Below are 22,120 nucleotides of genomic sequence, written 5' to 3'. Positions count from 1 at the left end.
CATTGATTAACTAAGTAAGTGAGCGTATCACTTATTTAATTTCAACTTGCTCTTCGCCAGCTTCAGCGTTTGCGATCTCACCGATAACCCAAGCGTTTTCGCCTTCAGCTTTCAGTAGTTCAACAGCAGCGTCTGCTTGATCTTTAGGTAGAGCAACAACTAGGCCTACACCACAATTGAAAGTGCGGTACATTTCGAATGTCTCCACGTTACCTTTCTCTTGTAGCCAGTTGAAGATAGCAGGCCATTCCCAGCTCTTGCCATCAATGACTGCTTTAGTACCTTCAGGAAGTACGCGTGGGATGTTTTCCCAGAAACCACCACCTGTGATGTGTGAGATAGCATGAATGTCATGCTCTGCAATCATCTTAAGTGCCGATTTGATGTAAATCTTAGTTGGTTCTAGTAGGTGCTCACCGATAGTGCGACCTTCTAGTTCTTCACTCTTATCAGCACCAGAAACTTCTAGGACTTTACGAATTAAAGAGTAACCGTTTGAGTGTGGACCACTTGAGCCAACAGCGATAAGTGCGTCGCCTGCTGCTACTTTAGTGCCGTCGATGATGTCAGCTTTTTCTACAACGCCAACACAGAAGCCAGCAACATCGTAGTCGTCGCCTTCGTACATGCCCGGCATTTCAGCGGTTTCACCACCGATAAGTGCACAACCAGCTTGAACACAACCTTCAGCGATGCCAGAAACAACGTCTGCTGCTGTGTCTACATCTAGCTTACCTGTTGCGTAGTAGTCTAGGAAGAATAAAGGCTCACCACCTTGAACGATTAGGTCGTTCACACACATTGCCACTAGGTCGATACCAATGGTGTCGTGTTTTTTCAGATCCAAAGCAAGGCGAAGTTTAGTACCAACACCATCAGTACCTGAAACAAGTACCGGCTCTTTGTATTTCGTTGGAAGTTCACATAGGGCGCCAAAGCCACCAATACCGCCCATTACTTCAGGGCGACGAGTGCGTTTAACAGCACCTTTAATACGGTCTACTAGTGCATTACCTGCGTCGATATCAACACCAGCGTCTTTGTAGCTTAGAGAAGAAGTATTACCACTCACGGGATAGTCCTCGAACTTAAGTTGGATGTGAAAACGGCGCTATTCTAACAGGGCTTGATTACCAAGAGCAAACGTTTGCGCGGTTTTTTTTATTAGAATAAAGATTCTGAAATAACCTTAGAGTTCGTGTATAATCTACAGGTTTGTTTAAATATTGCCGGAGTTGGAAATGAAAGTTGTTGAAGTGAAACACCCGCTAGTAAAACATAAAATTGGCCTGATGCGTGAAGGTGAGATTAGCACTAAGCGTTTTCGTGAGCTAGCGACAGAAGTGGGTAGCCTTCTAACATACGAAGCGACATCAGACTTTGAAACTGAGCGTGTGACGATTAACGGTTGGAACGGTCCAGTTGAAGTTGACCAAATTAAAGGTAAAAAAGTAACAGTAGTGCCAATCCTACGTGCTGGTCTAGGCATGATGGACGGTGTTCTTGAGCACATCCCAAGCGCACGTATCAGCGTTGTTGGTATCTACCGTGACGAAGAAACGCTTGAGCCAGTTCCATATTTCAACAAGCTTGCATCTAACATCGATGAGCGTATCGCTCTAGTGGTAGACCCAATGCTTGCGACAGGTGGTTCTATGATCGCGACTATCGACCTGATGAAAGAGAAAGGTTGTAAGCACTTTAAGATTCTTGTGCTTGTTGCTGCTCCTGAAGGTATCGCTGCTCTAGAAAAAGCGCACCCAGATGTTGAGCTTTACACGGCTGCAATCGATGAGAAGCTAAACGACAAGGGCTACATTGTTCCTGGTCTTGGCGATGCTGGCGATAAGATCTTCGGTACTAAGTAATTCGGTTTCAGCTTAAGTGACTCTAAACAGTTCCTTAACTCGCTGAATTAACTGTATTAATAAAAAGGGAGAGCATTCGATGCTCTCCCTTTTTTGATCTTGTTAGGTTGTGATTCTATTGAATCTAGCCTTATCGATTCATTAATCGATTTGAGCTTTATCTACCACAGTGTTGTCACCTAGCTCATCTGGAAGTACTAGGTTAAGTAGAATCGCTACGATGCCACATAAGCTTACGCCCTGTAGGCTAAAGTCACCGATGCCAAATGCCATGCCGCCAATACCAAAGACTAAGGTAATGCCCACAATCACAAGGTTGCGAGATTTGTGCAGGTCAACTTTGTTTTGAATTAGAGTATTCAAGCCTACGGTTGCGATAGAACCAAACAGTAGAATCATGATGCCGCCCATAACAGGAACCGGAATCGTTTGAAGTAGTGCACCTAGCTTACCTACCAATGCAAGAACGATGGCTGTTACCGCAGCCCAAGTCATGATCACTGGGTTGAACGCTTTGGTCAGCATTACTGCGCCTGTTACTTCACTGTACGTCGTGTTTGGTGGCGCGCCCAGCATAGAAGCCGCAATTGTTGCCACACCGTCGCCAGTGATTGTGCGGTGTAGGCCAGGTTTTTTAAGGTAGTCTTTACCGGTCACGTTAGAGATAGCAAGCATGTCACCTACGTGCTCAACAGCAGGTGCAATCGCAACAAATACCATAAAGAAGATAGCGTTGATGTTGAACTCTGGCGCTGTGAAGTTTGGCAGTGCTAACCAAGATGCTTGCGCTACTGGTGTGAAGTCGACTGCGCCATAAACCAAGCTAGTGATGTAACCCGCGACAATACCACCGAAGATTGGTAGTAGCTTAAGGAAGCCTTTAGAGAACACACTGATGACAATGGTCACTAACAGTGAAATAGAAGAGATCCACAGTGCAGCGTCTGCATCAACAAGCTGAACTGCGCCATCGCCTGTCTTACCTAGTGCCATGTTAACCGCAACAGGCGCAAGGCCTAAACCGATAACCATGATCACAGGGCCAACCACGACAGGTGGAAGCAGTTTATGGATGAAGCCAACGCCACGAACTTTAATTAACGCGCCCATTAGTACATACACAACACCCGCCGCCATAAGGCCGCCCATGGTTGCACCTACACCCCAAGTTTGAATACCAAACATGATAGGCGCGATGAATGCGAAAGAAGACGCTAAGAAGATTGGCACTGAACGGCGTGTAATAAGTTGGAATAAAAGGGTACCGATACCTGCGCCAAAGAGTGCAACGTTAGGATCAAGTCCTGTTAGTAGCGGCACGAGTACAAGCGCACCAAAAGCTACGAACAGCATTTGCGCACCTTGCAAAGCATTTTTCATGATATGTCCTTAAAAATGGTCGTTATATGAAAAGTGAAAAATAAAATTCGCGGGATTCTATCACTTAGCAATCGATTGCTACACCAAATAGATCAAATTTATTTATCTTAGTGATGTTTTATATCCATCTAAGCCCTAGAAATTCAGTTTATAAGTGAGCGATTTATCATGGTCAGGTGATATTTTGTGGTTATTAAACACAGTGGGCGCTATCGACCTTGCCCCTCAATCCATAGTTGCTTATCATCTAGGCACAAGATTTGAATATTAGGATCAGTATGCGCTACAAAGCATTGTTGTTGATGGGACTATTAGCCTCTCCGAGTTATGCCTTAACTCAAGTAGATATTTTTAGTGCTGAAGTTGCGATTAACGCTGAAGACAAACAGCCAGAACAAGTGGCAAGAAATACAGGTATGGAGCAGGTATTGATACGTGCGACTGGCCAAACTGATGTCGCTTCGAATGAGACGATTCAAAAGGCGATGCGCAAGAGTTCGCAGTACATGTCTCAAATGAGTTTTGGCGAAAGCAATGACCAATCAACATTGCGTATGCGTTTTAACGGTGCTCAAATCCGTTCTCTGTTGACTCAAGCACAGTTACCTTACTGGCCTGACACGCGTTCAAACATCCTTGTTTGGCTTGTGGAAGAGGACAACTACGACAAGAACATCGTATGGGAACACTCTAACTCACAGTTAGCAGCTAGCTTACAAGCGAACGCAAAAGAGCGTGGCTTGCCTCTAACGCTGCCTGTGGGTGACTTTGACGATATTACGGGTATTGCGACTTCTGATTTGTGGGGTAGCTTTGTTACGCCAATCAGTAAAGCGAGTCAGCGTTATCCTGTTGATGCTGTGTTGGTGATAAAGACTCAATCTTCAGGCCTACGTTGGGCTCTATACGATCAAAAGCCAAGTCAATTGACGAGTGCACCAACATCGCCTGTAAGTGGTTCACTATCGGGTAACAGCGACACGACTTCTAAGAAGTTAGTTGACCAAATCAGTAACTACTACGCAGGCAAAAGTGCTGTGACGGTAGCGAGTGAGTCATCAGAATCGATTTTAACGCAGTTTATTAGCCTGAATAATGCTCAAGACTTCTTCCAGTTAGAGAACGCACTTAAGCGTCTAAACTCGGTGGCAAGCCTAGATATTCTGAAGATTCAGAACAACGAAGTCACTTTCCGAATTCACTTATTGTCGACTCAACAAGAGTTTGAGCAAGAAGTAGCAAGTATTCGCCAAGTTGCGAAGGTTGAAGAATCTTACATTGAGCCTGAAGTGAGCCCTGAATTTGAAACTCAAGACAACACAATGTCTGTAGGTGATGATTCAACAGACGCTGCTGAAGTCGTTGGTGACGAAACTGACTCAGGCGTACAAGTGATTAAGGGCAACGAGGTATCTGAGGATGCTGAGCTAACGAATACGCCTGACGCAACGTTAGAGGATTCTAGTACAGAAGATCTAACCATCACTGCGCCAGTACATGCTAAGCCAAGCTTGGTATACGAGTGGGTTCGCTCATAATTGTCAGCTGACATGACTGATTGAAATGAAAACTTGAAAAAAGCCCTGCAAGAGCAATCTCGCAGGGCTTTTTGTTTGTAAGCGGTCAGTTTAAAAGCATGGGCTCAATATTATTGCTCGAACTTAGCTTTTTCTCTCTTTTCTACTTCAGAAAGACGCTTCAACTTGATGCCTAACTCTTTGGCTCTAAAGCGAGTAAATAAGATATTGCCCGCGAAACCTAGAGTCGTCAGAAGCAGTTCTACAGCCGCTAATAAACGTTCACCATCGTCTACATACAAGATAGTTAATGCGTGTAGGAAATAGAGCATCAAGACGAAATTTGCCCATGCGTGCGTATAAGGTTTTCCTGCTAAAATGCCCGGTAATGGCAATAACAGCGGGATAGCCCAAGCAATCGCCAGTGTGACATTACTGAGATGAGGGTGCGGTGAAAGCGTCATCTGCCAAGCCACTACCCAGAATAAAAGCGACAAGTTGCCCGCTAAAGCAAGGTAGCGAAATAGCTTGGTTTTGGGAGACATAGCCTTCTCTGGCATATACATCATTGAGAAATTCCCTTCTGATTTATTGCGATGCGCGCTAGGCGTTTACCTAGGTTTTGCGCCAACTCAATCTCTTCTTTGCTAAGTGAAGCGCTCTCTCCAGTACTGCTTGCACCATAAGGCGTACCACCAGTTTGAGTGGTGTGCAGCGCCGGTTCTGAGTAGGGGATGCCCACGACTAACATGCCGTGATGAAGCAGGGGCAACATCATGCTTTGTTGTGTTGTCTCTTGACCACCATGCAATGATGAAGAAGAGGTAAATACGCAAGCTGGCTTATCGATGAGATCACCATTGATCCACATTGATGTCGTGCTATCCCAAAAGTGCTTCATTGGCCCGGCCATGTTACCAAACCAAACCGGACTGCCTAGCGCCAAACCATCACAAGATCGAAGCTCTTGTAACGAGGCAATAGGATCGGTTGGTTGATAGCGTGAATCAGGCTGCTCTTCTACCGTGTACACGTCGTTCACCGTTCTTAACATGGCTTCACAGTTTGGGATAGACTCAACCCCTCGTGCAATCTGCCTTGCTAGAGCTTGTGTGTTGCCGTGGCGGCTGTAGTAAAGAACAAGAATGTTAATGCTCATATTGGATTACAGAATCTCTAGCACTTGCTCTGGTGGACGACCAATTTTTGCTTTGTTGTTCGCGACAACGACTGGGCGCTCAAACAGTTTTGGATTGGTTGCCATCGCGGCGAAAAGATCTTCATCAGTAACTGAAGCATCGCCAAGGTTTGCTTCTTTGTAGTCCGCTTCTTTGGTGCGCATCATGTCGCGAACACTGTCAAAACCAAGCTGAGTGAACAGTACTTTCAGCTGTTCAACTGTTAACGGAGTCTCCAGGTATTTGATGACCTCTGGCTGTACGCCGTTTTCCTGAAGCACTTCTAGAGTTTGACGGCTCTTTGAGCAGCGTGGGTTATGATAAATCACGACAGACATGGTTCTTCCTCATTATTATTTTTGATTTAGTTGTTTAGCTGAAGCCACCAGGGGTGACTTCTTTTTTGTGTAACGTTGAGCTTTCTTTTTATTCGGGTAACGAGCTGTTACCAGTAAACACTCTATTGTAGCGACAAGAAGCGCTCTCGTTGAATCATTAGCTGATCAATTCGAGCATCGTAGCGTGCTTGTTTTAGGCTTCCTAATTCTGCGATTTGGCTTGCTTGCGTGTAGTACTGAATCGCTTTGTTCCAGTTGGCTTGCAGTGCCAAAATTTCTGCACGAGCAGCCAGTTCTTCGTCGCTATTACCAAGGCTCGTATTTACTTTTGAAAGTAAGTACCAGCCATTGGTGTCATTCGGGTTATCGTGCGTGTAACGCTGCAATACGCGAACCGCTTCTTGAAGATCTTCATTTTCAATCAGTGCGTTGGCGTAGTTAATGGTCAGAACCGGGTTGTTTGGTTGACGAACCAGTGCCGATTTAAGTTCTTTAATCGCAATCTCAGGCTGCTTCTTCTCGATGTGCAGATCCGAAATAGCATCTAGATAAAACAGGTTGGTTGGATCGCTGTTAATCAGCTTGTTCAGGATGGGCTCTGCTTTGTCTAATTTTTTAGAGTCTAGGTAAACCAGTGCTTGGCCATATTCTAATGACGGAACCAAAGCTTTAGGGGCTTTCTTTAGCTGACGCTCAAACCAATCAAGAGCAGCATCATTATTAATGCCAGCATAGCGCGCAACAATGCGGGCTCTTGCTAGGTGGTAGTCCAGAGAGGGAGCCAGTTTCAGTGGCGGGTAACTACGAGCACGAGCACGTGAATCGGTAATTCGGTCTTCTGGTAATGGGTGAGTCAGTAGCATTGGCGGTGGTGTGCTCGCATAGCGATATTCATCAGCTAAACGGCCAAAGAAACGTGGCATCGCATTCACATCAAACCCAGCTTTTGCTAGCGTGTTGATACCAAAGCGGTCGGCTTCTTTTTCATTACTACGGGTGTAGTTGATTTGGCTTTGCATATTACCCGCAGTCGTTGCCGTTAGGGCTGCAATGCCGGCTTCAGGAGCTGCAATTGCCAGTAATACAGAGGCTGCTAGCGCTGCAATGGTTGCTGGAGAGCGGCGCGCTTGGTCTTCCATACTACGCGCTAAGTGACGTTGGGTTACGTGCGCGATTTCGTGCGCTAATACAGAAGCTAATTCACTTTCAGATTGTGCATGCAGGAATAGACCTGAGTGCAAAGCAACATAACCACCAAAGAAAGCAAAGGCGTTGATGTTGCGGTCACGGATCATAAAGAACTGGAAAGGTGTCTTTACATCATTTGCGTTCGCGACCAGACGATGGCCAAGAGTATCAATATATAGATTTAGAACTGGGTCGTTTACGATAGGCTGGCTACTTCTGATGATGCGCATGTAGGCATCACCATAGATAAGCTCTTGGTCGATAGTGAGTGTGCCGCCAGCAGCGGTACCGATATCTGGTAGCTCCAAACTATTGGTATTCGCCATAGTTGGGGTGCTTAATGTAGCTGCGATGCATAAGCAAGCAATTGAGCGAGCGCGTTTAAACATATTAGTCAGTAATACTCCGTTTCTTCTGACAGTAAGACAAGTGCAATGGAAATTGGTTCTTTATCTGATTTAACCTTTGCCAAGTGCGTGCGCTATCATGAAGGAGGATGAATGAATGATGGCGCGTTTTCAAAAACAGATTACAATACGACCCTTATAATAAGCATCGAGCTCAAGAATGACACCTAATATTCTAGATTTACGCCAAGAGCGCTGTCCAATGGCGCTATTATTAGCCAAGCGTCACAGTGTAAAGTTAGAAGTAGGGCAGTCATTGTCAATTTATGTGTCTGATAACAGTTCGATGAAAGATATTGTTACTTATTTGTCTAAGCAAGCCTATGACGTCATCACTGAGGTTTGCTCTAATTACCATCATCTCCTCGTCACTAAAAAGGAATTGCAGTCAGATGCTTGAAATGGTCAATCGTTGGTATAAACGACGTTTCTCTGATCCCCATGCTGTCAGTTTGGTTGCCATCATTCTCTTCGGCTTTATTACGATCTACTTCTTTGGTCACCTAATTGCGCCACTCTTGGTTGCAATTGTGTTGGCTTATTTGCTTGAGTGGCCTGTTACCCAACTTCAAAGACTCGGTGTTCCAAGAACGCCTTCGGTGATGTTGGTGATCATGATGTTCTTTAGCGTGATGCTACTTGCGATCTTTGGCTTGGTACCAACCATTTGGCAACAAGTGGGCAATCTAATTAATGATATCCCAAGCATGTATGGCAGCTTGCAAAACTTCATTGCGACGATTCCTGAACGCTATCCAGAATTAGCTAACCTGCAGATCGTTGAGTCCATTATGTCTAACGCCAAGAACAAAGCGTTAGGTTTTGGTGAAAGTGTTGTCAAAGGTTCTCTTGCTTCTCTTGTGAGCTTAGCGACCTTAGCGGTTTACTTGATTCTTGTACCACTGCTTATTTTCTTCTTGTTAAAAGACAAAGAAGAGATGATCAGAATGGCGAGCGGTGTACTTCCTCGAAATCGTCGTTTAGCGACCAAAGTATGGGAAGAGATGAACCAGCAAATCTCGAACTACATTCGCGGTAAAGTCTTAGAGATTTTAATTGTTGGTGGTGTTAGCTACGTAACCTTTGCGATTCTGGATCTGCGTTATTCAGTCTTGTTGGCTGTCGCGGTTGGCTTCTCGGTACTGATCCCTTATATCGGCGCGGCAGCTGTGACTGTTCCTGTGGCGATTGTAGGCCTGTTCCAGTGGGGATTAGAGCCTCAGTTTTACTGGTTGCTTCTCGCTTACGGTATTATCCAAGCGCTAGATGGTAACGTGCTCGTTCCTGTTCTTTTCTCTGAAGCGGTGAACCTGCACCCAGTGGCCATTATTGTTGCCGTGTTAGTGTTTGGTGGACTGTGGGGATTCTGGGGCGTGTTCTTTGCTATCCCGTTGGCAACGTTAGTTAAGGCGGTTTGGAATGCCTTACCGAGTCACGCATTAGACGATGACCCCGAACATCAAAAGTAATTGATCTTGTTATAGAAAAAGGCCGAACATCCATGATGTTCGGCCTTTTTGCTCTTAGCTTAATAATTAGCTTAATAATTAGCTTAATGAGTGTTGCTATTGCCTTAGAAAGTGATGAATCTAAGTCATTAACTCACTCAAATCGCCCTTAAGCTTCTTGATTGAAGTAATCTAGAACCACTTCGTGGTGAGTCTTAGTCTTGAACTTGTTGAAGACATGTTCAATCTGACCTTCTTCATCAATTAGGAAGCTAATACGGTGCAGACCGTCGTAGATTTTACCCATGAGTTCATACCCTTGGAAATCTTTTTAGACTCAACTTTTGACAATTTCTAACAAACTCTATATTTAACAGTGAGTTAGTTTGGTAATTTCTCTTTTTGAACCTCAATTATAGTAGTTGTCATAATTTTTTGTAAATCGGGCTGATTTTGACGCTTTTCCAAGCGCAAACTTGTCATAAAAACTAAGGCGTTGCTATAAGTTGAAGTTGATAGTCATTACGATGGGATCACTTGGTGATCACATGTACACTTGTCACTCAACTCGCTTTTGGACATTTCTGAGTAATGAACCATACAGAGCCCTGATTTTTCGGATTACTTCTAGTATTGCAACTATGTAACCAGCCTACATGTGACAGGCCAAGTTCCCTTATTCACTACAGTTACTGATATCATGCTGAAAAGAATTTGATATCTCTGATTTTAGTGTGTGAAATTTGGTACGAGTTTCCTGTATTATCTCCATAAAGTATCGAAGAAGTACCTCGGGCGCTCCTAGTACTCAGCGCTCTAGTATAGAAGCTATTATGACACAAAGCGATTTTAGAGATTTAATGTATAAGATTAAGGCCGATGCTTGCTCCGATTTCTCTGGAGTTGGTGTTATTGTGTCTGATTCTCCTGCGAGTTTACCAATAGTAAGTCTACGAGATACATCACCAAAGTTATCCGGTTCGGTGGTTGAGATTTTGGCAGAGCTTTCTAGCTATAGAAGCAAATATCATGATGGGTTTCATATTCTAAATAGAAAAGGAGAAATTACGCATGTCGCTCAGTATTTCTCTCCACCGATTATTAAAGAATTGAACATCGATACTGTTCGCCCAGTAGGTGGGCGTTTCGTAGCTGCTCTTTTCGGCTCAGCAATTCCTGATGTAATAATGACCGGGGTTATCAGTGAAAGACATGGCCTTTCTATCTTTGTAGGTGGCAAAGAAGTATATTTTGAGAAAGCATAATGATTAGCCTTATTCCAATAGGTAGAGTTATTACCCTCATTGCTGTCGTATACGCAGTCGTTAGCTGTCTAATCCTCTGGGCTGTGTATGACGAAAGTACATCGTTCTTGTCAGCTGTATCAATAGGAGCTAGCGGTTCAGCTGTTTTAAATGGTCTACTCGCCATTCTATTTTATTATGGCTGGGAGAGAATTTGGGGGAAATACCCTATCCTAAACAGACTTTTATTCCCCAACTTAAACGGGACATGGGATATGACGATCCATTGGGAGTGGGAAGGAAAGCAAGGTACATCGCAAGGCAGAGCTGTGATTAAACAAAGTTTTCTGAATATCGGTATGGATGTAGAGGCTGAAGATTCTGACTCTCAAACTTTACTGGCTAAGCCTAAAAAAGATGCAGAAACTGGGAGATCAGAACTATATTATGTTTTTTTAACCACCCCAAAACACAAATCACACTCACAGCCTCAACAACCATATAAGGGTACAGCTATTCTTAAGCTAGGTCTGGATGATGATGGATTACTTCAAGGGAATTATTTTACTAGTCGAAAAACCGTCGGTTACTATGTGTTAAAACGTGTTAGCCATTCTGATTAAAATCATACCGAAAGTTAACTCTACCTTGCTAATAGTGATAAATAGCATAAAAGCTCGACAATTAACTATCAAAGTAATATGCCTTTATTTTTTCTCAATAATAACCTCTACTTGAATTGGTTGATGACCTCGAATAAACAGGTAAGCACTACACTCGAACTGCCAAAACCAACGTAACCTAGAAATAAATAAAAACGCAAAATCTACGTTTTCACCACCATTAACTATACCTTGCATAGCATTGATGTCATTGATACTAGGATCAACTGAGAAACTTGGGTGTGTGTGCCACTCTCCTAAATAATTGAAGCGTTTGTAATCAGAGCCTGTTTCTTCATAAAACTTCTGCAATGCCAAATCGTGTTCATCAGAATCTCTGAAAAAGCTAGAAGTCGTCCCTCTTTTCACATCAACAGAAAAGTCAACGATCCGGAAGGCCTGTTCGCCTAAGTCTTCCCCCATAAGCATTCCACCTATTTCACGCTTGCCAGCCTTTAACATATGAAGCCGAAGCTTTTTCAAAACACTATTCGGAAGAATTATTTGCATCTAATTGGCCCTTAGGTGGCAGGTAAGCTTGCAATATTTGGATAATCTCTTCTGAATCAATATGTTCAGCAGTTTCTCCCCACTTGCCTTCTGGTAGCAGGTCGATAGGGCGAGTATCAAAAGGCTGTTGAAAAAGCCATTCTGACGACATACCAACGATATACGCAGAATAAGGGAATATACTAGCTTCAGGTCGAGCTAGAATATCGGTTGCGAACTGAGTAGCATGAGCACTCATAATGGAGACTTCAGCATCATTTGCTATTAACGGTGTATCGTCATCCATTTGAGCACTATAGTCATTTGCTTTTGTGCTATGCAAGAACTCTACACCTTGTCCTTCGCACCAATTATATATTTGAGCTCTCGCAGACAGTGGGACAGGGTCTAGCTCAGGTCTTGACCTTGCCACAAGGCCGCCAATTCCACCACCAAAAACTTCAACCCAGATCATTGGTTTTTTCTTGCGCACTGAAACAGACGCAATCCAGTTGAATGCTAAAGGCTCTGCTGTAGCATCTATAATGAGATCGCAATTACCGAGTGATTCTAACGCCCCAGACATTGAACTAGAGCTTTCTTGTCCACCTAACGATAATCTAAGGATCTGTGTATCAACGCGAGGGTTAATGTTTTGTAATCGCTGTTGTAATGCAGGTGCTTTATGAGCTCCAACATAGTTGAGATCTAAGTCATTTCTAACAATGTTGTCAGGAAAAAAAATGTCTTCATCAATGAGCAAAAAATTTCCTACCCCAGATCTACACAAACTTGCGGCAACTTTGGAACCAACAGAGCCACACCCAACTAGTCCTACTTTTTTATCGCTCAATGATAAAAATTGATCAGGTAATCTATTTTTGTGCTCCGGTATTTTAATCGTCGTGTAACGTATTAATTTTCGTTCATCGATAGAACCAAAGAGAGTCAATAAAACCCAATTATCTTTATCCCCCATAATCAAGTTTGCAATTGAATCTGTTTGTAGAACTTCATGATACAGCTCTAGCATTTCTGATGTTTCAAGTAATTTTTTTAAATCAGATACTTCTGGTTGTTCTGATATTTCTGCACCAGAAAAACGTACTACGAAGGCTTGTTCTTCTCTATTACCGTCAGGTAAGTTGAGATTGCTTGTCCAAATTGGATTATCTTTGTCTCCCACCTTTAAAAGAGAACTAATGAAGACCCCGCCCACCTTACGTTCTCTGATCCAAGCTCTTTCTGTTTTTCTCTCTGTGAGCGCTTTGAGTGCATTTAGGTCTCCTTCAGCAAGCAAAAAACGACAAGTTTTGATGCGCGTATCACGCCCTAAGGAAGGTATATGTGCTGATTGTGCATGCGCCATATACCCTTCTTCTCCCTGCTCTTCTAAAAGTAGTCGGTAAACACTTTCAATCATATCTGAGCCACTTATTGACGATTGCCAATTATCAGGCCTATGCTCTAAACATAGTTCACCGTTCGGCCCATACTGATGCAAAGAGACCCTCGTTTTATCTTCTGTATAGATCATTGGTGGTGAATCAGGGAATACGCTCGGGTACACCATCTTAAAGTGATAAGTTGTATTTAGATGAAATACATGAAATGTCAAACACATTGCCAATTCATTATCTGGATCAGCCTGCCACTTGCCTACTTCTAACCAGCCTATTTTAGACTCAAGCTCCGATACAGCCGCTCTTTCTAAAGAAAACCTTTCTTTTTGAAGAATCCACCACATCACGCAAATCCATCCGGCTTCTTAGGTTTTCTTGCAACATCACCAAATGCAATGTTTGGGGTTGCTAAGGTTGATGCTGCCGTCGCAGCAGACAACAAACTAGAGGCTCCAGATTTTGTTAAACTTAATAGATCTTGGTGAACCAGATTCGTTACATTCTGACCGATTCTGCTTTCCAGGATACCCGACATTCGGCGGTGTTCAGCTTGTTGTGCTGCTGAGTAAAAATCTTCTCGAGCCTGACTAAGCCAGGAGAAAAAGGCTTCAGCGCGTTCAGGATATGTTTCCCATTTATCGGCAAAGTTCTCCATGGCATCTGTTGGATTGTTGATTACATACTTCTGTCCATCATAGTGTATTCCTTCCTCCATCTTGAATAATATGGAGAGCAGCGCCGAACCTATATTATCTTCACCTTGATATGCATGAGCAGATAGCGTTGTAAGAATTATTGATATGGGTTTATCTTTTGAATTACCTTCAAACATCATGTCACGATGACGTTTAAGTATCATTATCGCTGATTGCAAGGGTGTTCTGACGCGATAACTCGGGATGTCTTCAATACTGGCTTGTATACCTTTAGTTTCCATTTCTTTCAGTATTTCGCGGCGTTTTCTTTCAAAGTTCTCACCCATTCGAAATTTAAACCATTCAGCATATCCACGAGGGTTCGATCTCGGCCAGTCTGATGTAATTTGATAGTACTGAGGTAGTACTTCATTATCTGTTATAGCTATTGCCGTCTCAGCAAATTTAGTATCAAAGTTCTTCTGTTCTAGTAGAAGACGTTGTTGTTCAGCGTTTGGGATACAGGGAACGACATCCATGTGGAATTGCGCGCCGTCAGCATATTCTAGCCTCCAACAGCGCCTCTGCTCAGCGACTGGCTTTTTGATACCCTTGCTTTTGCGATATAACTCTAGTTCATCCCCCATGAGCACTTTTAAATCTTGTTGCGAGAGAGACGACTTATCGAGATAAGTCAAAGAGCACGCACAATCAATATCGTATTCTTCCTGTGCTGACAAAGGTTTAATGACTAATCCTAGACGAAAAGAGCCTTGTACATACACGTCAGGAGAGTAATCTTTTACCGTTGACTCATCTCTATGAAGCCATTCCCCTACAGACTTATAGCTTTTCTCAGCCTGCTCATATCTAGACTGTGGGATCTCTAATGCTTTGGCCAAAGCCTCTAGATAAGTATCCGCTTGCTTTGTAACTGATACAGACATACAACCTTCTCCTGCCTTATGGGAACATCATTCCGTTACTTCAATAATGCAGCTTTTGAACGTTGATGTTGTATAAATGCCAAAAGTTGCATAGCTAGAATACTCCTTAGAATCAATCATGTACAATTTGCAACCGCCATTTTTACAACGACATATTTAAAAGGTGTATTCGTAACATATGGGAATACATGCTCTGGCTGGAGTCTATCTGGTATGCCACAAAAATAGGCTGTAATTGAAAATCTACACTGTATAAATCGAGATTGTCCTGAAATTTGTGTAATTGTTACTTTAATATCCTTTATCTGAGACTTATTTGATGTTGCTGATCGGAGTTAGCACCGACTGACCTAACATCATTGCCAGTTATATCTAAAGCGGGGACGAAAATATTTGAACCATCAGGTCTATCGTAAAGTCTGCATACTGAATGATTCCCTGCTTGTAACATTTGGCCAAATTTGAAAAGTGTACTGGCTGGGGAGATACCGAAAACATGTATCACCTTAGAGCGCCATGAATCTTGAATTGTCCTTATGGCTTGCCTAGCAAGAACTGAAAAATTATCTAATTGTTCTTTTGAGTTAATGCAGTTAGGGTCGGGGTCAGTATTAGTGATTCTAATCCAGCCTATTTTCTTATCTCTAACTTTTTTAGCCAATTCTTCGGGAAGAGCATTGGTATCTAACTTTGCTGTGAGTTCGAAAGAAAGGATTGCTTCTTCCTGGTCAGAATCGTCACCTACTTCATACGAGATATTAAACTGCGAGGTTAAGATCGGAGATTCCTTTGGCCAACGCCAAGTTTTTGCGATTCGATCATATTGGAAAATTTCTACATGCCTAGCTTCACCGATAATCCTTCCAGCTAGAACTAGTACTGGAACCAAATGCAACGGGAAAATTCCTAGAGATTCAGGTGTCATAGATGATTTCTGAGATGGTTTGTTACTTGTGAAGCTAATTAATTCTCGTATATCTGACTCATGTTCATGAAGAAAATGCCCCCAAAACCCAAAACGTCCTCGGTCATCTCGCTGTGTTCTTCGGAGCATGTGTTTGATTTCTGGGAGTGGACCAAGATTTCGGCTAAGTGCAGAACTGCAAAGTTCTGTTTTGGATACATTTGTTGGTACTTGAGCTAAGTCAGCGAGTAGAGTTATGAGTTGTACGGTGGGATACTGCAAACTACCCAATAACAAATTAACTCGGGCAGTATGTTCATCGCGCATATGTTGTAAATCGGATGCTGAATGTCCAGCTACATCTATCCTATCTATAAGTCTATGGTGACCGTCACACATAAGCATGATGTTGTCTGGAGAGTCTGATAGTGCATGAGAGCTCTCATTCCCTCTAGGTCCATCTGGATCGGAAGCTACAATGTGAGCCAAATATGCAACCCTTGCATTTTTTGTTGTTAAAGGAGTAGAGCCAAGATCTTGACCACACCCCCGGTACATACACCTTCCTCCAGCATCATGCCATACCTTAGAAGCTGTAAGGGGTGATATTGCTTTACCTCGACCTTGGCCAAATAGTACATCCCTTGCTTTCTTTAGGGCGGTAATATCTTTGACTTTTGCTTCTAGCAACGTCCAGTCAAATTGTGAGGTCTTACTTTCTACTAATACGTCATAAGGAAGCTCTATACGTTTAAGCATGTTCTTCTTAGACAGCACCTTGAGAACGGACACAGCTTCCGTACCTAAATCACCTACCATTAACTGCGACGGTTTTTCACCCTGTTCATAGACCTTGAAGATATGTTTGGCATAAGCATAAACTATTAGTTTTCCATTTGAGAGGCATAAAGAAAGCCATTCTGCCAATTCTGCGTCAGATAAACCTGACGGATGACCTTTAAGTACCTTCAGTTCGTTTTGCACTTGTAATCCTTTTCCATCATTTAACTGCTACTCATTATTAACTGACTCTGACCCAATTTCTTCCTTTCGGTTGCAGACAAGTAAGAACAATAATCAACCAAGCTCATAATGTGGTATTAGTTAGATTTGGTCAAACAGAGGTAACGAGGGTTACTAAAAGTAACAAATATTTCCAGTTAAAACGCTTTCGTACTGTCAATCCCCGATAGAAATGTCCACTTTTAGGAGAAAAGAAATGGAGTCAACGTGAGTGGCTGGCGGTGAATTGGTCAAGTTCAAGAAGGAAAAGGCTCGCTAATGCGAGCCTTATATCTATCAATTGATAGGGATGACGAGCTTACCACTTCTTGCTAAAAGCACCTCGTCTTTAACAACAAATGCCTCTACGAAGTGATTCCCTTTATAAGAGGTTGTTTCTTCTTTGATTTTTCCACCGATTTCAAACCCACCTCGTAATTGACCTAATCTACCCGCTTCTTCTCCAGTGTTAGTAATTTGCCAATATACGTCTGAGTTGGGAGGAATATCATCTGTAACCGTGAACTTAAGCGAATAGTTCTTGCCAAAAATAATTTGTTGGACAGCTCTAGCGAACGGATTGACGCCATTTTTATTACGATACTCAACATCTAAGTTGACACTACCAACGCTCTCCACTTCTTCCCATCTATGACGCGCGCAGTAAGGAGGAATAGGGAAGTTAGGTTGACTTGCTTCGCCCAAGATTTCATCATAGGTAGCTGCTGTGGCAGATTTCTTGGTAACAGAATGAAAGCTATCTCCGAACACACGGCGCCATTTTTTAATAGATTCAGTTCGATCTGTTTCATCAAATGCATCTTCTATCCAAGTTCTATAATCGCCGATCTTTGTTTTGAAAATCGTATACTTTTCTTCATTCCAGTGACGAGTAAACGTTTCTTCGGTTCGTACTGGATTGACTATTTCTGGCATTGAATCGTAAAAACTTAAATAATCATCCAAACGGGTAAAAATTGTCTTTAAGGTGGTAGCAATATCTTTGAAGAGCTCACTATTAGGTTCGTAGTCTTGAACCATATTACAAATCAAAGTGGTTAAAAGTATTGATTTACATGAAAACGTAGTTTTTATGTCACGAAGATACTTGATAAGGCGAATACATTTAATGAGGTTGTTGTTACCTACTACTGAATTCTTGTCGGCGACCCACTTCTTGTATGATTCAGGGTCAGTAAGCTCAAACTCATTGGTGTGTCTATTCGCAATCAAATATTGTGTATGATTACCTAAAACGGTTTCTGTTACTCGTACAATACATGGAACAACATCGATATGAAAATCACCTGAATAATCAAGATAAACACAACGAGTGTTATAGTGAACCATATCTTTATAGATACTTGACCCCTTAAAAGCCTGATGAAGTTTTGTTATGTAGTCTTTAGGCTCCCAATTATCATTTTCGTCCATAAAGAAGACTATATCAGCGTCAAACTCTTTGTTTTTAACTGGCTTGATAATCGTCCTATGTCCGTATGACCCCTGAGGCGAGGTGTTCCTAAAAATCCCTTTAAAATCGTCGTGATCTTTTACATACTTCTCAACAGACGCTGAAGTGGTAGTAACCTTGTTAATTCGAGCTTGATTGAGATTGACCACTTCTGTTAGGAATTCAGTAAATATTTTTTGATGTCTCACATGGTTTCCTTACTTAATTAAATAACTAATTTCTTGGTCTTTGTTTATTTGTAATGACCAAGGGTAACCAGCACCATCAAAGTGGTGTACGTTTATCTGCTGACTAAGGTGATTTTGATTAAACTCCGCCCCTATGCGCATGATTAGCGAGGCTTGAGCCATAAGGGTCAAATGAACTTCAGTAACGTAGGGGTACTTCTTAAGAAGGGTGTTATTTATTTCGGTTCTAAGGGAGGCAACAAAGTTTGATTGCTCTACATCTGAGAACATATTTCCAACGTTTCTACTTTCAACTCTATAAGCAATAGCGCGATCTAACTCTAGACTTTCAAGAAAGGTCTTTAAGTCATTATCAAAAGAGACTTCTATCGAAATGCCTAGCTTTGTTACCTGAGAATCTAGAACCTCCGGCTTTTCCATAATTTCTGAGCACTCTAATTTTTGACCTCGACTTCTAGCATCTCGACAGTCTAACCATCGTTCCTTGTGCTGCTTCTTGTTGTCACGGTTCCAGCAGTAGTAATTTACCAAACGCTTATTTCCAACCAAGTAACCTAAAGTAAAGCAATGCGGAACATGAGCTATAGCTCCTAAAGCGAGTGGCTTGTTTGGTTCAAAGCCATTTAATTTCTGAAGTGATTCGTCGTAAAACTTCTGAAGTTTGGCGCATGATTCTTTTAACCAGTCCTCAAGAGTCTGCTTTCTAGATTTCCACATGAAAAGGTCATCATGTAACCCGGCTGGTTCGATTGTGGAACTAAAACTGCTGCACAGGGTTGGAGCGGCAGCCCCATCTAAGCTTCTTAAATCGATACTCTTTGCTCTGTTCTTTGAGGCTGACTCACCAAATAGCATTGAGTAAACTTCAAAGAAGAATCCTACGACGATCATTACTATTGAGACATAAACACCTACCAACGTCGCAATTTCATATGTTGAGTCAGACGCTGTATCAATGACGAATGAGTATTCACCATTGCTAAACTGAATTGCAAGTGAGCCAATTGCCGTAAGAGTAAAGAGCTTTATGCCTAAGCTCATAAGATAGCGCGAGCCTGAAAGTCGGCGCTGAAAAATTACGTAACCAAAATCAAGTAGTTGATCTATCCATTTCAAACTTCAAGTCCTATATATCTAGAAAGTAATTGATTCTAACCTATAAGGTATTTATTGCACATTGATATATGTGTATGTAAATGCCTATTCATATTTGGTTATCTATTCGTTTGTACAGACTTTCACCCCCATATTACATCTCGGGGATTAACAGCGAACAGCATGAGAAGAAGGGATGATTTTTAGTATTGCAAAAGCCCTGAACAGGGTGTGAATGAGTAAAAGATCTAAACAACTTTGGGGCACTTTGGAGTTAGAAAGTGCCACGGGTAAAAATTCAGTCTGTGAAGGTTTTGGACATAAACGAGTTTTGATTTCTGTGAGTTAAGGTGTGTTAGGATAAGATCAGTTAGGCCAAACCTATTCTCACGCTGCGTTCTGATAACGGTACTAACTGTGTGAGGCAGCAACACAGAACATGTTCAACTTACAAGGGTAAATGAGTTAAAAAGGTATTTCTTTTTCTGCAACAGGTTCAAGTATCTCAATAACATCATCACACATTTCTTCACGTGTTCTCTGGTCAGCATAGTCTGAGCCTTCATTTACTCGGGGACGCTTTAATGAATCAAGTGCATCATTAATCGTTCGTAGAAGAAGTTCGTTGCCAAACTGTATAGCATTCTTTTTTTATCTGATATTTGCAATTGACCTACAAATTCGGCCATCTGTTTTTCTAGTTAATCAATCTGACCATGTAAGTCTACTTTTTCTTGCTCCCAACCATCTACTTCTCTTTCAAGCAACTTACTTTGGTACTCCTGTGCAGATAATAAGGCATTCCTAGCCAATTTAATGTCATGATCCTTGCGTGATTCACCAAGTGTATTGAGGACTCTCCAATCAAGTAATAGTTGGATTGCGGGAATGACCGTTAAATATAACAACGTCAATAGAGCTGGGTAAGCGAGGTCACTTAGTACATCAAATTTGGTGGTTTTCCGTTTCAACCTTGATATCTAAGGATGTAAACATGAACTCCAAAATAAAGGCGTGATTAACCAGCGCCCAAGATAGTACAAATGCTCCAACTATAGGTATTTTCATTCGTTGAGCTAAAGTATCACTTACAGGTTTGATGATTTTGTTATGCATAAATTATTTTATTTAATCAATAACGTATGTTATCTCAAATGTAAAATAGGAACTAGAACCAACACCACCTGGTCCCCACACTCCTCATCCATTCTCAATTTACGCGCATAGTTATATTAATCCACTTAAGCATGGTTTGTAGTGAATTCATTGCTCGAAGCTTGGAACAGCTTTTGCCAAGATAAATACAGAGTTTAATCTGTATTTTATAGATTGATTCAGATTGATAAGTTAATGATATTATTACTTGTATTAATTTGGATGTCAGAACAACTAATGATAAGCCCTATCGCTTTAGTGATGTGGATTCACGACTCAATTCTGTAGAGATATCACTTCCTGAGATTCGTAGGTCATCCAAAAGATTTTGTGATATAGGGTTACCATAATGTGACTGTTCACAATGATGACGGTATCCAGAGTATACACCCCATGCTAACAGGCGCGGCCAGCTTAAGTTCTTAAAATAGTCATCGCCGCTTTCTTGCAAAGCAACGGCCGCTTGTTTTACTTCGTCCATATGGGAGCAGACACTATGATTGTAAAAAGCTGCTGGTACACCAAGTTCACGTGTTGCAATATGTCTAGATTCTTTACCAAATTCTTGACTTTGAGATGTTGACTTTGTTCGACCTATAAATCTAACAAAAATGCTCACAACCAACCAACCAACGACTGCTATCCCGATAAATTCAAACATGAAACCTCATTAAAAGTGCAGGAGTAAAAACAGCATTATATTATAGCTTTTAAATTCCACAACGATAGACTCTAAAACTGATAAGTTGATCTACTGGATTAAAATTACAGATAGCCGATATCATCGACTATAAGGCTCTTGGGTGAGCATACTGCGTCTTAATTAGCTTTCAAGTTTACTACTACACTGATTAGAAAAAATAGGTCAAATTGCCACCCGTAAAGTGTGGTAGATAAGAGCACTAACTTGAAAAGGGGCAAAGACGCGTTAGAAGGACCAAAAAGAAGTTATCCATTTATCACACTCTATTAGTCTTAGGGAGCATTGTTACTCTTCAACAAGAGCTTTGGCCACTACTGAATCGGTCGCTTTTTTTAGCATATCAGCCATCTCTGAACTAAATGCGAGTTCAGGTCTATGCTCTGAGCGTTTAGGTATACAAAGTTGCTTGTGAAGAGAAATAAGGTTCCGTACGCTAGTAGAAAACTTAGCATTAGCCCGACAAACTAGTTTAAAAGATTGCACAGCTTCACTCTCAACCCCAGCACACCTAACTATCCCATAAAATTGAGTCTTAAGGATGTCTTTAAAAGACTGAATCATTGCAGCAGCATCGGTTAACTCTTTGATGGATTCAGCATCAAAGAATTTTTCAGGATGCTGCGAATCTTCAATAAAGGTATAGAGCGTATTAAGGGCATCAACCCTGCTATCGATAGAACTCTTAAGGTGTGCGATGGCAAGCTTAACGTCATCACTCATAAACTCACCAGTTGGGCTAATCAAGTTAGTTCCAATTTCAAGGTCAATAGCTTCTGTTATTAACCGGCCTATCTCCACACTAGCTTTACCTTCAAGCGCTGCGATAATTTTACTCATGACTACCCGCTGTTCTATTATTTTAAAGGTATTCTATAAACTCTGATGTGCCGCGTAG

General features: G+C 42.0%; 21 protein-coding genes and 1 pseudogene. 6 read left to right on the top strand and 16 right to left on the bottom strand.

Translation table 11 applies throughout. The features are described 5' to 3' along the window. Positions 1–31: 31 nt before the first annotated feature. Complete coding sequence (gene purM / locus AB6F11_RS00225) at positions 32–1,072, bottom strand: phosphoribosylformylglycinamidine cyclo-ligase (protein ID WP_008222945.1); 1,041 nt, start codon at positions 1,070–1,072, stop codon at positions 32–34. A 169-nt stretch (positions 1,073–1,241) separates the two neighbouring features. Between purM and upp the strand changes: the two genes are divergently transcribed. Further along, on the top strand, positions 1,242–1,868 hold the full coding sequence (gene upp / locus AB6F11_RS00220) for a uracil phosphoribosyltransferase (protein ID WP_017060716.1): 627 nt from the start codon (positions 1,242–1,244) through the stop codon (positions 1,866–1,868). 141 nt (positions 1,869–2,009) lie between these two features. Here upp and AB6F11_RS00215 read toward each other — a convergent pair whose 3' ends face one another. Then, positions 2,010–3,248, bottom strand: coding sequence for a uracil-xanthine permease family protein (locus AB6F11_RS00215; protein WP_050619933.1), 1,239 nt, complete (start codon positions 3,246–3,248; stop codon positions 2,010–2,012). A gap of 278 nt (positions 3,249–3,526) precedes the next feature. Between AB6F11_RS00215 and AB6F11_RS00210 the strand changes: the two genes are divergently transcribed. Beyond that, positions 3,527–4,786 carry a DUF2066 domain-containing protein gene (locus AB6F11_RS00210; RefSeq protein ID WP_102394431.1) on the top strand — a complete coding sequence of 420 codons (1,260 nt, stop codon included), beginning with the start codon at positions 3,527–3,529 and terminating at the stop codon, positions 4,784–4,786. A gap of 110 nt (positions 4,787–4,896) precedes the next feature. Here AB6F11_RS00210 and AB6F11_RS00205 read toward each other — a convergent pair whose 3' ends face one another. The 4 genes from AB6F11_RS00205 to AB6F11_RS00190 all read right to left on the bottom strand — a co-directional run bounded on the left by AB6F11_RS00205 (position 4,897) and on the right by AB6F11_RS00190 (position 7,858). Beyond that, complete coding sequence (locus AB6F11_RS00205) at positions 4,897–5,334, bottom strand: DUF2069 domain-containing protein (RefSeq protein WP_017060713.1); 438 nt, start codon at positions 5,332–5,334, stop codon at positions 4,897–4,899. Further along, positions 5,331–5,924: an NAD(P)H:quinone oxidoreductase gene (gene wrbA / locus AB6F11_RS00200; protein ID WP_017066556.1), complete on the bottom strand. Its 594-nt coding sequence runs from the start codon at positions 5,922–5,924 to the stop codon at positions 5,331–5,333. Before wrbA ends, AB6F11_RS00205 begins: the two co-directional genes overlap by 4 nt. Before the next feature lie 6 nt (positions 5,925–5,930). Next, complete coding sequence (gene arsC / locus AB6F11_RS00195; protein ID WP_017060711.1) at positions 5,931–6,281, bottom strand: arsenate reductase (glutaredoxin); 351 nt, start codon at positions 6,279–6,281, stop codon at positions 5,931–5,933. A gap of 122 nt (positions 6,282–6,403) precedes the next feature. Continuing rightward, entirely contained in the window at positions 6,404–7,858 is a 1,455-nt protein-coding gene (locus tag AB6F11_RS00190; protein WP_102394432.1) for a M48 family metallopeptidase, read from the bottom strand. Between the two features lie 178 nt (positions 7,859–8,036). Here AB6F11_RS00190 and AB6F11_RS00185 point away from each other — a divergent pair, with 178 nt between their 5' ends. Continuing rightward, positions 8,037–8,276 (top strand): sulfurtransferase TusA family protein, encoded by a 240-nt coding sequence (locus AB6F11_RS00185; RefSeq protein ID WP_017060709.1) that lies wholly within the window; start codon positions 8,037–8,039, stop codon positions 8,274–8,276. Then, positions 8,269–9,345: an AI-2E family transporter gene (locus tag AB6F11_RS00180; RefSeq protein WP_017063383.1), complete on the top strand. Its 1,077-nt coding sequence runs from the start codon at positions 8,269–8,271 to the stop codon at positions 9,343–9,345. Before AB6F11_RS00185 ends, AB6F11_RS00180 begins: the two co-directional genes overlap by 8 nt. Before the next feature lie 148 nt (positions 9,346–9,493). Here AB6F11_RS00180 and AB6F11_RS00175 read toward each other — a convergent pair. Continuing rightward, a pseudogene (locus tag AB6F11_RS00175) lies at positions 9,494–9,637 on the bottom strand (thioredoxin-dependent thiol peroxidase); the annotation flags it as partial. A 520-nt stretch (positions 9,638–10,157) separates the two neighbouring features. Between AB6F11_RS00175 and AB6F11_RS00170 the strand changes: the two are divergent. Both AB6F11_RS00170 and AB6F11_RS00165 read left to right on the top strand, forming a co-directional pair. Continuing rightward, on the top strand, positions 10,158–10,589 hold the full coding sequence (locus AB6F11_RS00170) for a diadenylate cyclase (protein ID WP_086774689.1): 432 nt from the start codon (positions 10,158–10,160) through the stop codon (positions 10,587–10,589). Continuing rightward, entirely contained in the window at positions 10,589–11,191 is a 603-nt protein-coding gene (locus AB6F11_RS00165) for a hypothetical protein (RefSeq protein ID WP_086774688.1), read from the top strand. The genes AB6F11_RS00170 and AB6F11_RS00165 overlap by 1 nt, the downstream gene beginning before the upstream one ends. 84 nt (positions 11,192–11,275) lie before the next feature. Here AB6F11_RS00165 and AB6F11_RS00160 read toward each other — a convergent pair whose 3' ends face one another. From AB6F11_RS00160 to AB6F11_RS00120, 9 genes are all read right to left on the bottom strand, one after another. Continuing rightward, positions 11,276–11,740, bottom strand: coding sequence for a Mov34/MPN/PAD-1 family protein (locus tag AB6F11_RS00160; protein ID WP_136999095.1), 465 nt, complete (start codon positions 11,738–11,740; stop codon positions 11,276–11,278). Then, entirely contained in the window at positions 11,718–13,466 is a 1,749-nt protein-coding gene (locus AB6F11_RS00155) for a ThiF family adenylyltransferase (protein WP_206361197.1), read from the bottom strand. The genes AB6F11_RS00160 and AB6F11_RS00155 overlap by 23 nt, the downstream gene beginning before the upstream one ends. Then, a complete protein-coding gene (locus tag AB6F11_RS00150) occupies positions 13,466–14,704 on the bottom strand; it encodes a nucleotidyltransferase (protein WP_136999093.1) in 1,239 nt (412 codons plus the stop codon). Before AB6F11_RS00150 ends, AB6F11_RS00155 begins: the two co-directional genes overlap by 1 nt. 301 nt (positions 14,705–15,005) lie before the next feature. Next, positions 15,006–16,592, bottom strand: coding sequence for an SAVED domain-containing protein (locus AB6F11_RS00145; protein ID WP_136999092.1), 1,587 nt, complete (start codon positions 16,590–16,592; stop codon positions 15,006–15,008). A gap of 315 nt (positions 16,593–16,907) precedes the next feature. Continuing rightward, positions 16,908–18,272 (bottom strand): SMODS domain-containing nucleotidyltransferase, encoded by a 1,365-nt coding sequence (locus AB6F11_RS00140; RefSeq protein ID WP_136999091.1) that lies wholly within the window; start codon positions 18,270–18,272, stop codon positions 16,908–16,910. Positions 18,273–18,281: 9 nt separating this feature from the next. Beyond that, the gene (locus tag AB6F11_RS00135; RefSeq protein ID WP_086774682.1) at positions 18,282–19,388 is read right to left on the bottom strand and encodes an SAVED domain-containing protein; all 1,107 of its coding nucleotides are present in this window, start codon (positions 19,386–19,388) and stop codon (positions 18,282–18,284) included. A gap of 680 nt (positions 19,389–20,068) precedes the next feature. Beyond that, a complete protein-coding gene (locus tag AB6F11_RS00130; protein WP_240698607.1) occupies positions 20,069–20,338 on the bottom strand; it encodes a hypothetical protein in 270 nt (89 codons plus the stop codon). A gap of 431 nt (positions 20,339–20,769) precedes the next feature. After that, the gene (locus tag AB6F11_RS00125) at positions 20,770–21,183 is read right to left on the bottom strand and encodes a hypothetical protein (protein ID WP_136999090.1); all 414 of its coding nucleotides are present in this window, start codon (positions 21,181–21,183) and stop codon (positions 20,770–20,772) included. A gap of 327 nt (positions 21,184–21,510) precedes the next feature. Continuing rightward, on the bottom strand, positions 21,511–22,062 hold the full coding sequence (locus tag AB6F11_RS00120) for a hypothetical protein (RefSeq protein ID WP_086774660.1): 552 nt from the start codon (positions 22,060–22,062) through the stop codon (positions 21,511–21,513). Positions 22,063–22,120: the final 58 nt, after the last annotated feature.

The sequence above is a fragment of the Vibrio sp. 10N.247.311.14 genome (genome assembly GCF_041467715.1).
Lineage (GTDB): Bacteria > Pseudomonadota > Gammaproteobacteria > Enterobacterales > Vibrionaceae > Vibrio > Vibrio crassostreae_C.
Note: the sequence above shows the minus strand (reverse complement) of the source record. Positions and strands in the feature narration are given on the sequence as shown.

Coding starts and splice junctions, on each gene's coding strand:
- upp (WP_017060716.1), top strand. CDS start 1,242: ATGAAAGTTGTTGAAGTGAAACACCCGCTAGTAAAACATAAAATTGGC.
- AB6F11_RS00215 (WP_050619933.1), bottom strand. CDS start 3,248: ATGAAAAATGCTTTGCAAGGTGCGCAAATGCTGTTCGTAGCTTTTGGT.
- AB6F11_RS00210 (WP_102394431.1), top strand. CDS start 3,527: ATGCGCTACAAAGCATTGTTGTTGATGGGACTATTAGCCTCTCCGAGT.
- AB6F11_RS00205 (WP_017060713.1), bottom strand. CDS start 5,334: ATGATGTATATGCCAGAGAAGGCTATGTCTCCCAAAACCAAGCTATTT.
- wrbA (WP_017066556.1), bottom strand. CDS start 5,924: ATGAGCATTAACATTCTTGTTCTTTACTACAGCCGCCACGGCAACACA.
- arsC (WP_017060711.1), bottom strand. CDS start 6,281: ATGTCTGTCGTGATTTATCATAACCCACGCTGCTCAAAGAGCCGTCAA.
- AB6F11_RS00190 (WP_102394432.1), bottom strand. CDS start 7,858: ATGTTTAAACGCGCTCGCTCAATTGCTTGCTTATGCATCGCAGCTACA.
- AB6F11_RS00185 (WP_017060709.1), top strand. CDS start 8,037: ATGACACCTAATATTCTAGATTTACGCCAAGAGCGCTGTCCAATGGCG.
- AB6F11_RS00180 (WP_017063383.1), top strand. CDS start 8,269: ATGCTTGAAATGGTCAATCGTTGGTATAAACGACGTTTCTCTGATCCC.
- AB6F11_RS00170 (WP_086774689.1), top strand. CDS start 10,158: ATGACACAAAGCGATTTTAGAGATTTAATGTATAAGATTAAGGCCGAT.
- AB6F11_RS00165 (WP_086774688.1), top strand. CDS start 10,589: ATGATTAGCCTTATTCCAATAGGTAGAGTTATTACCCTCATTGCTGTC.
- AB6F11_RS00160 (WP_136999095.1), bottom strand. CDS start 11,740: ATGCAAATAATTCTTCCGAATAGTGTTTTGAAAAAGCTTCGGCTTCAT.
- AB6F11_RS00155 (WP_206361197.1), bottom strand. CDS start 13,466: ATGTGGTGGATTCTTCAAAAAGAAAGGTTTTCTTTAGAAAGAGCGGCT.
- AB6F11_RS00150 (WP_136999093.1), bottom strand. CDS start 14,704: ATGTCTGTATCAGTTACAAAGCAAGCGGATACTTATCTAGAGGCTTTG.
- AB6F11_RS00125 (WP_136999090.1), bottom strand. CDS start 21,183: ATGTTTGAATTTATCGGGATAGCAGTCGTTGGTTGGTTGGTTGTGAGC.
- AB6F11_RS00120 (WP_086774660.1), bottom strand. CDS start 22,062: ATGAGTAAAATTATCGCAGCGCTTGAAGGTAAAGCTAGTGTGGAGATA.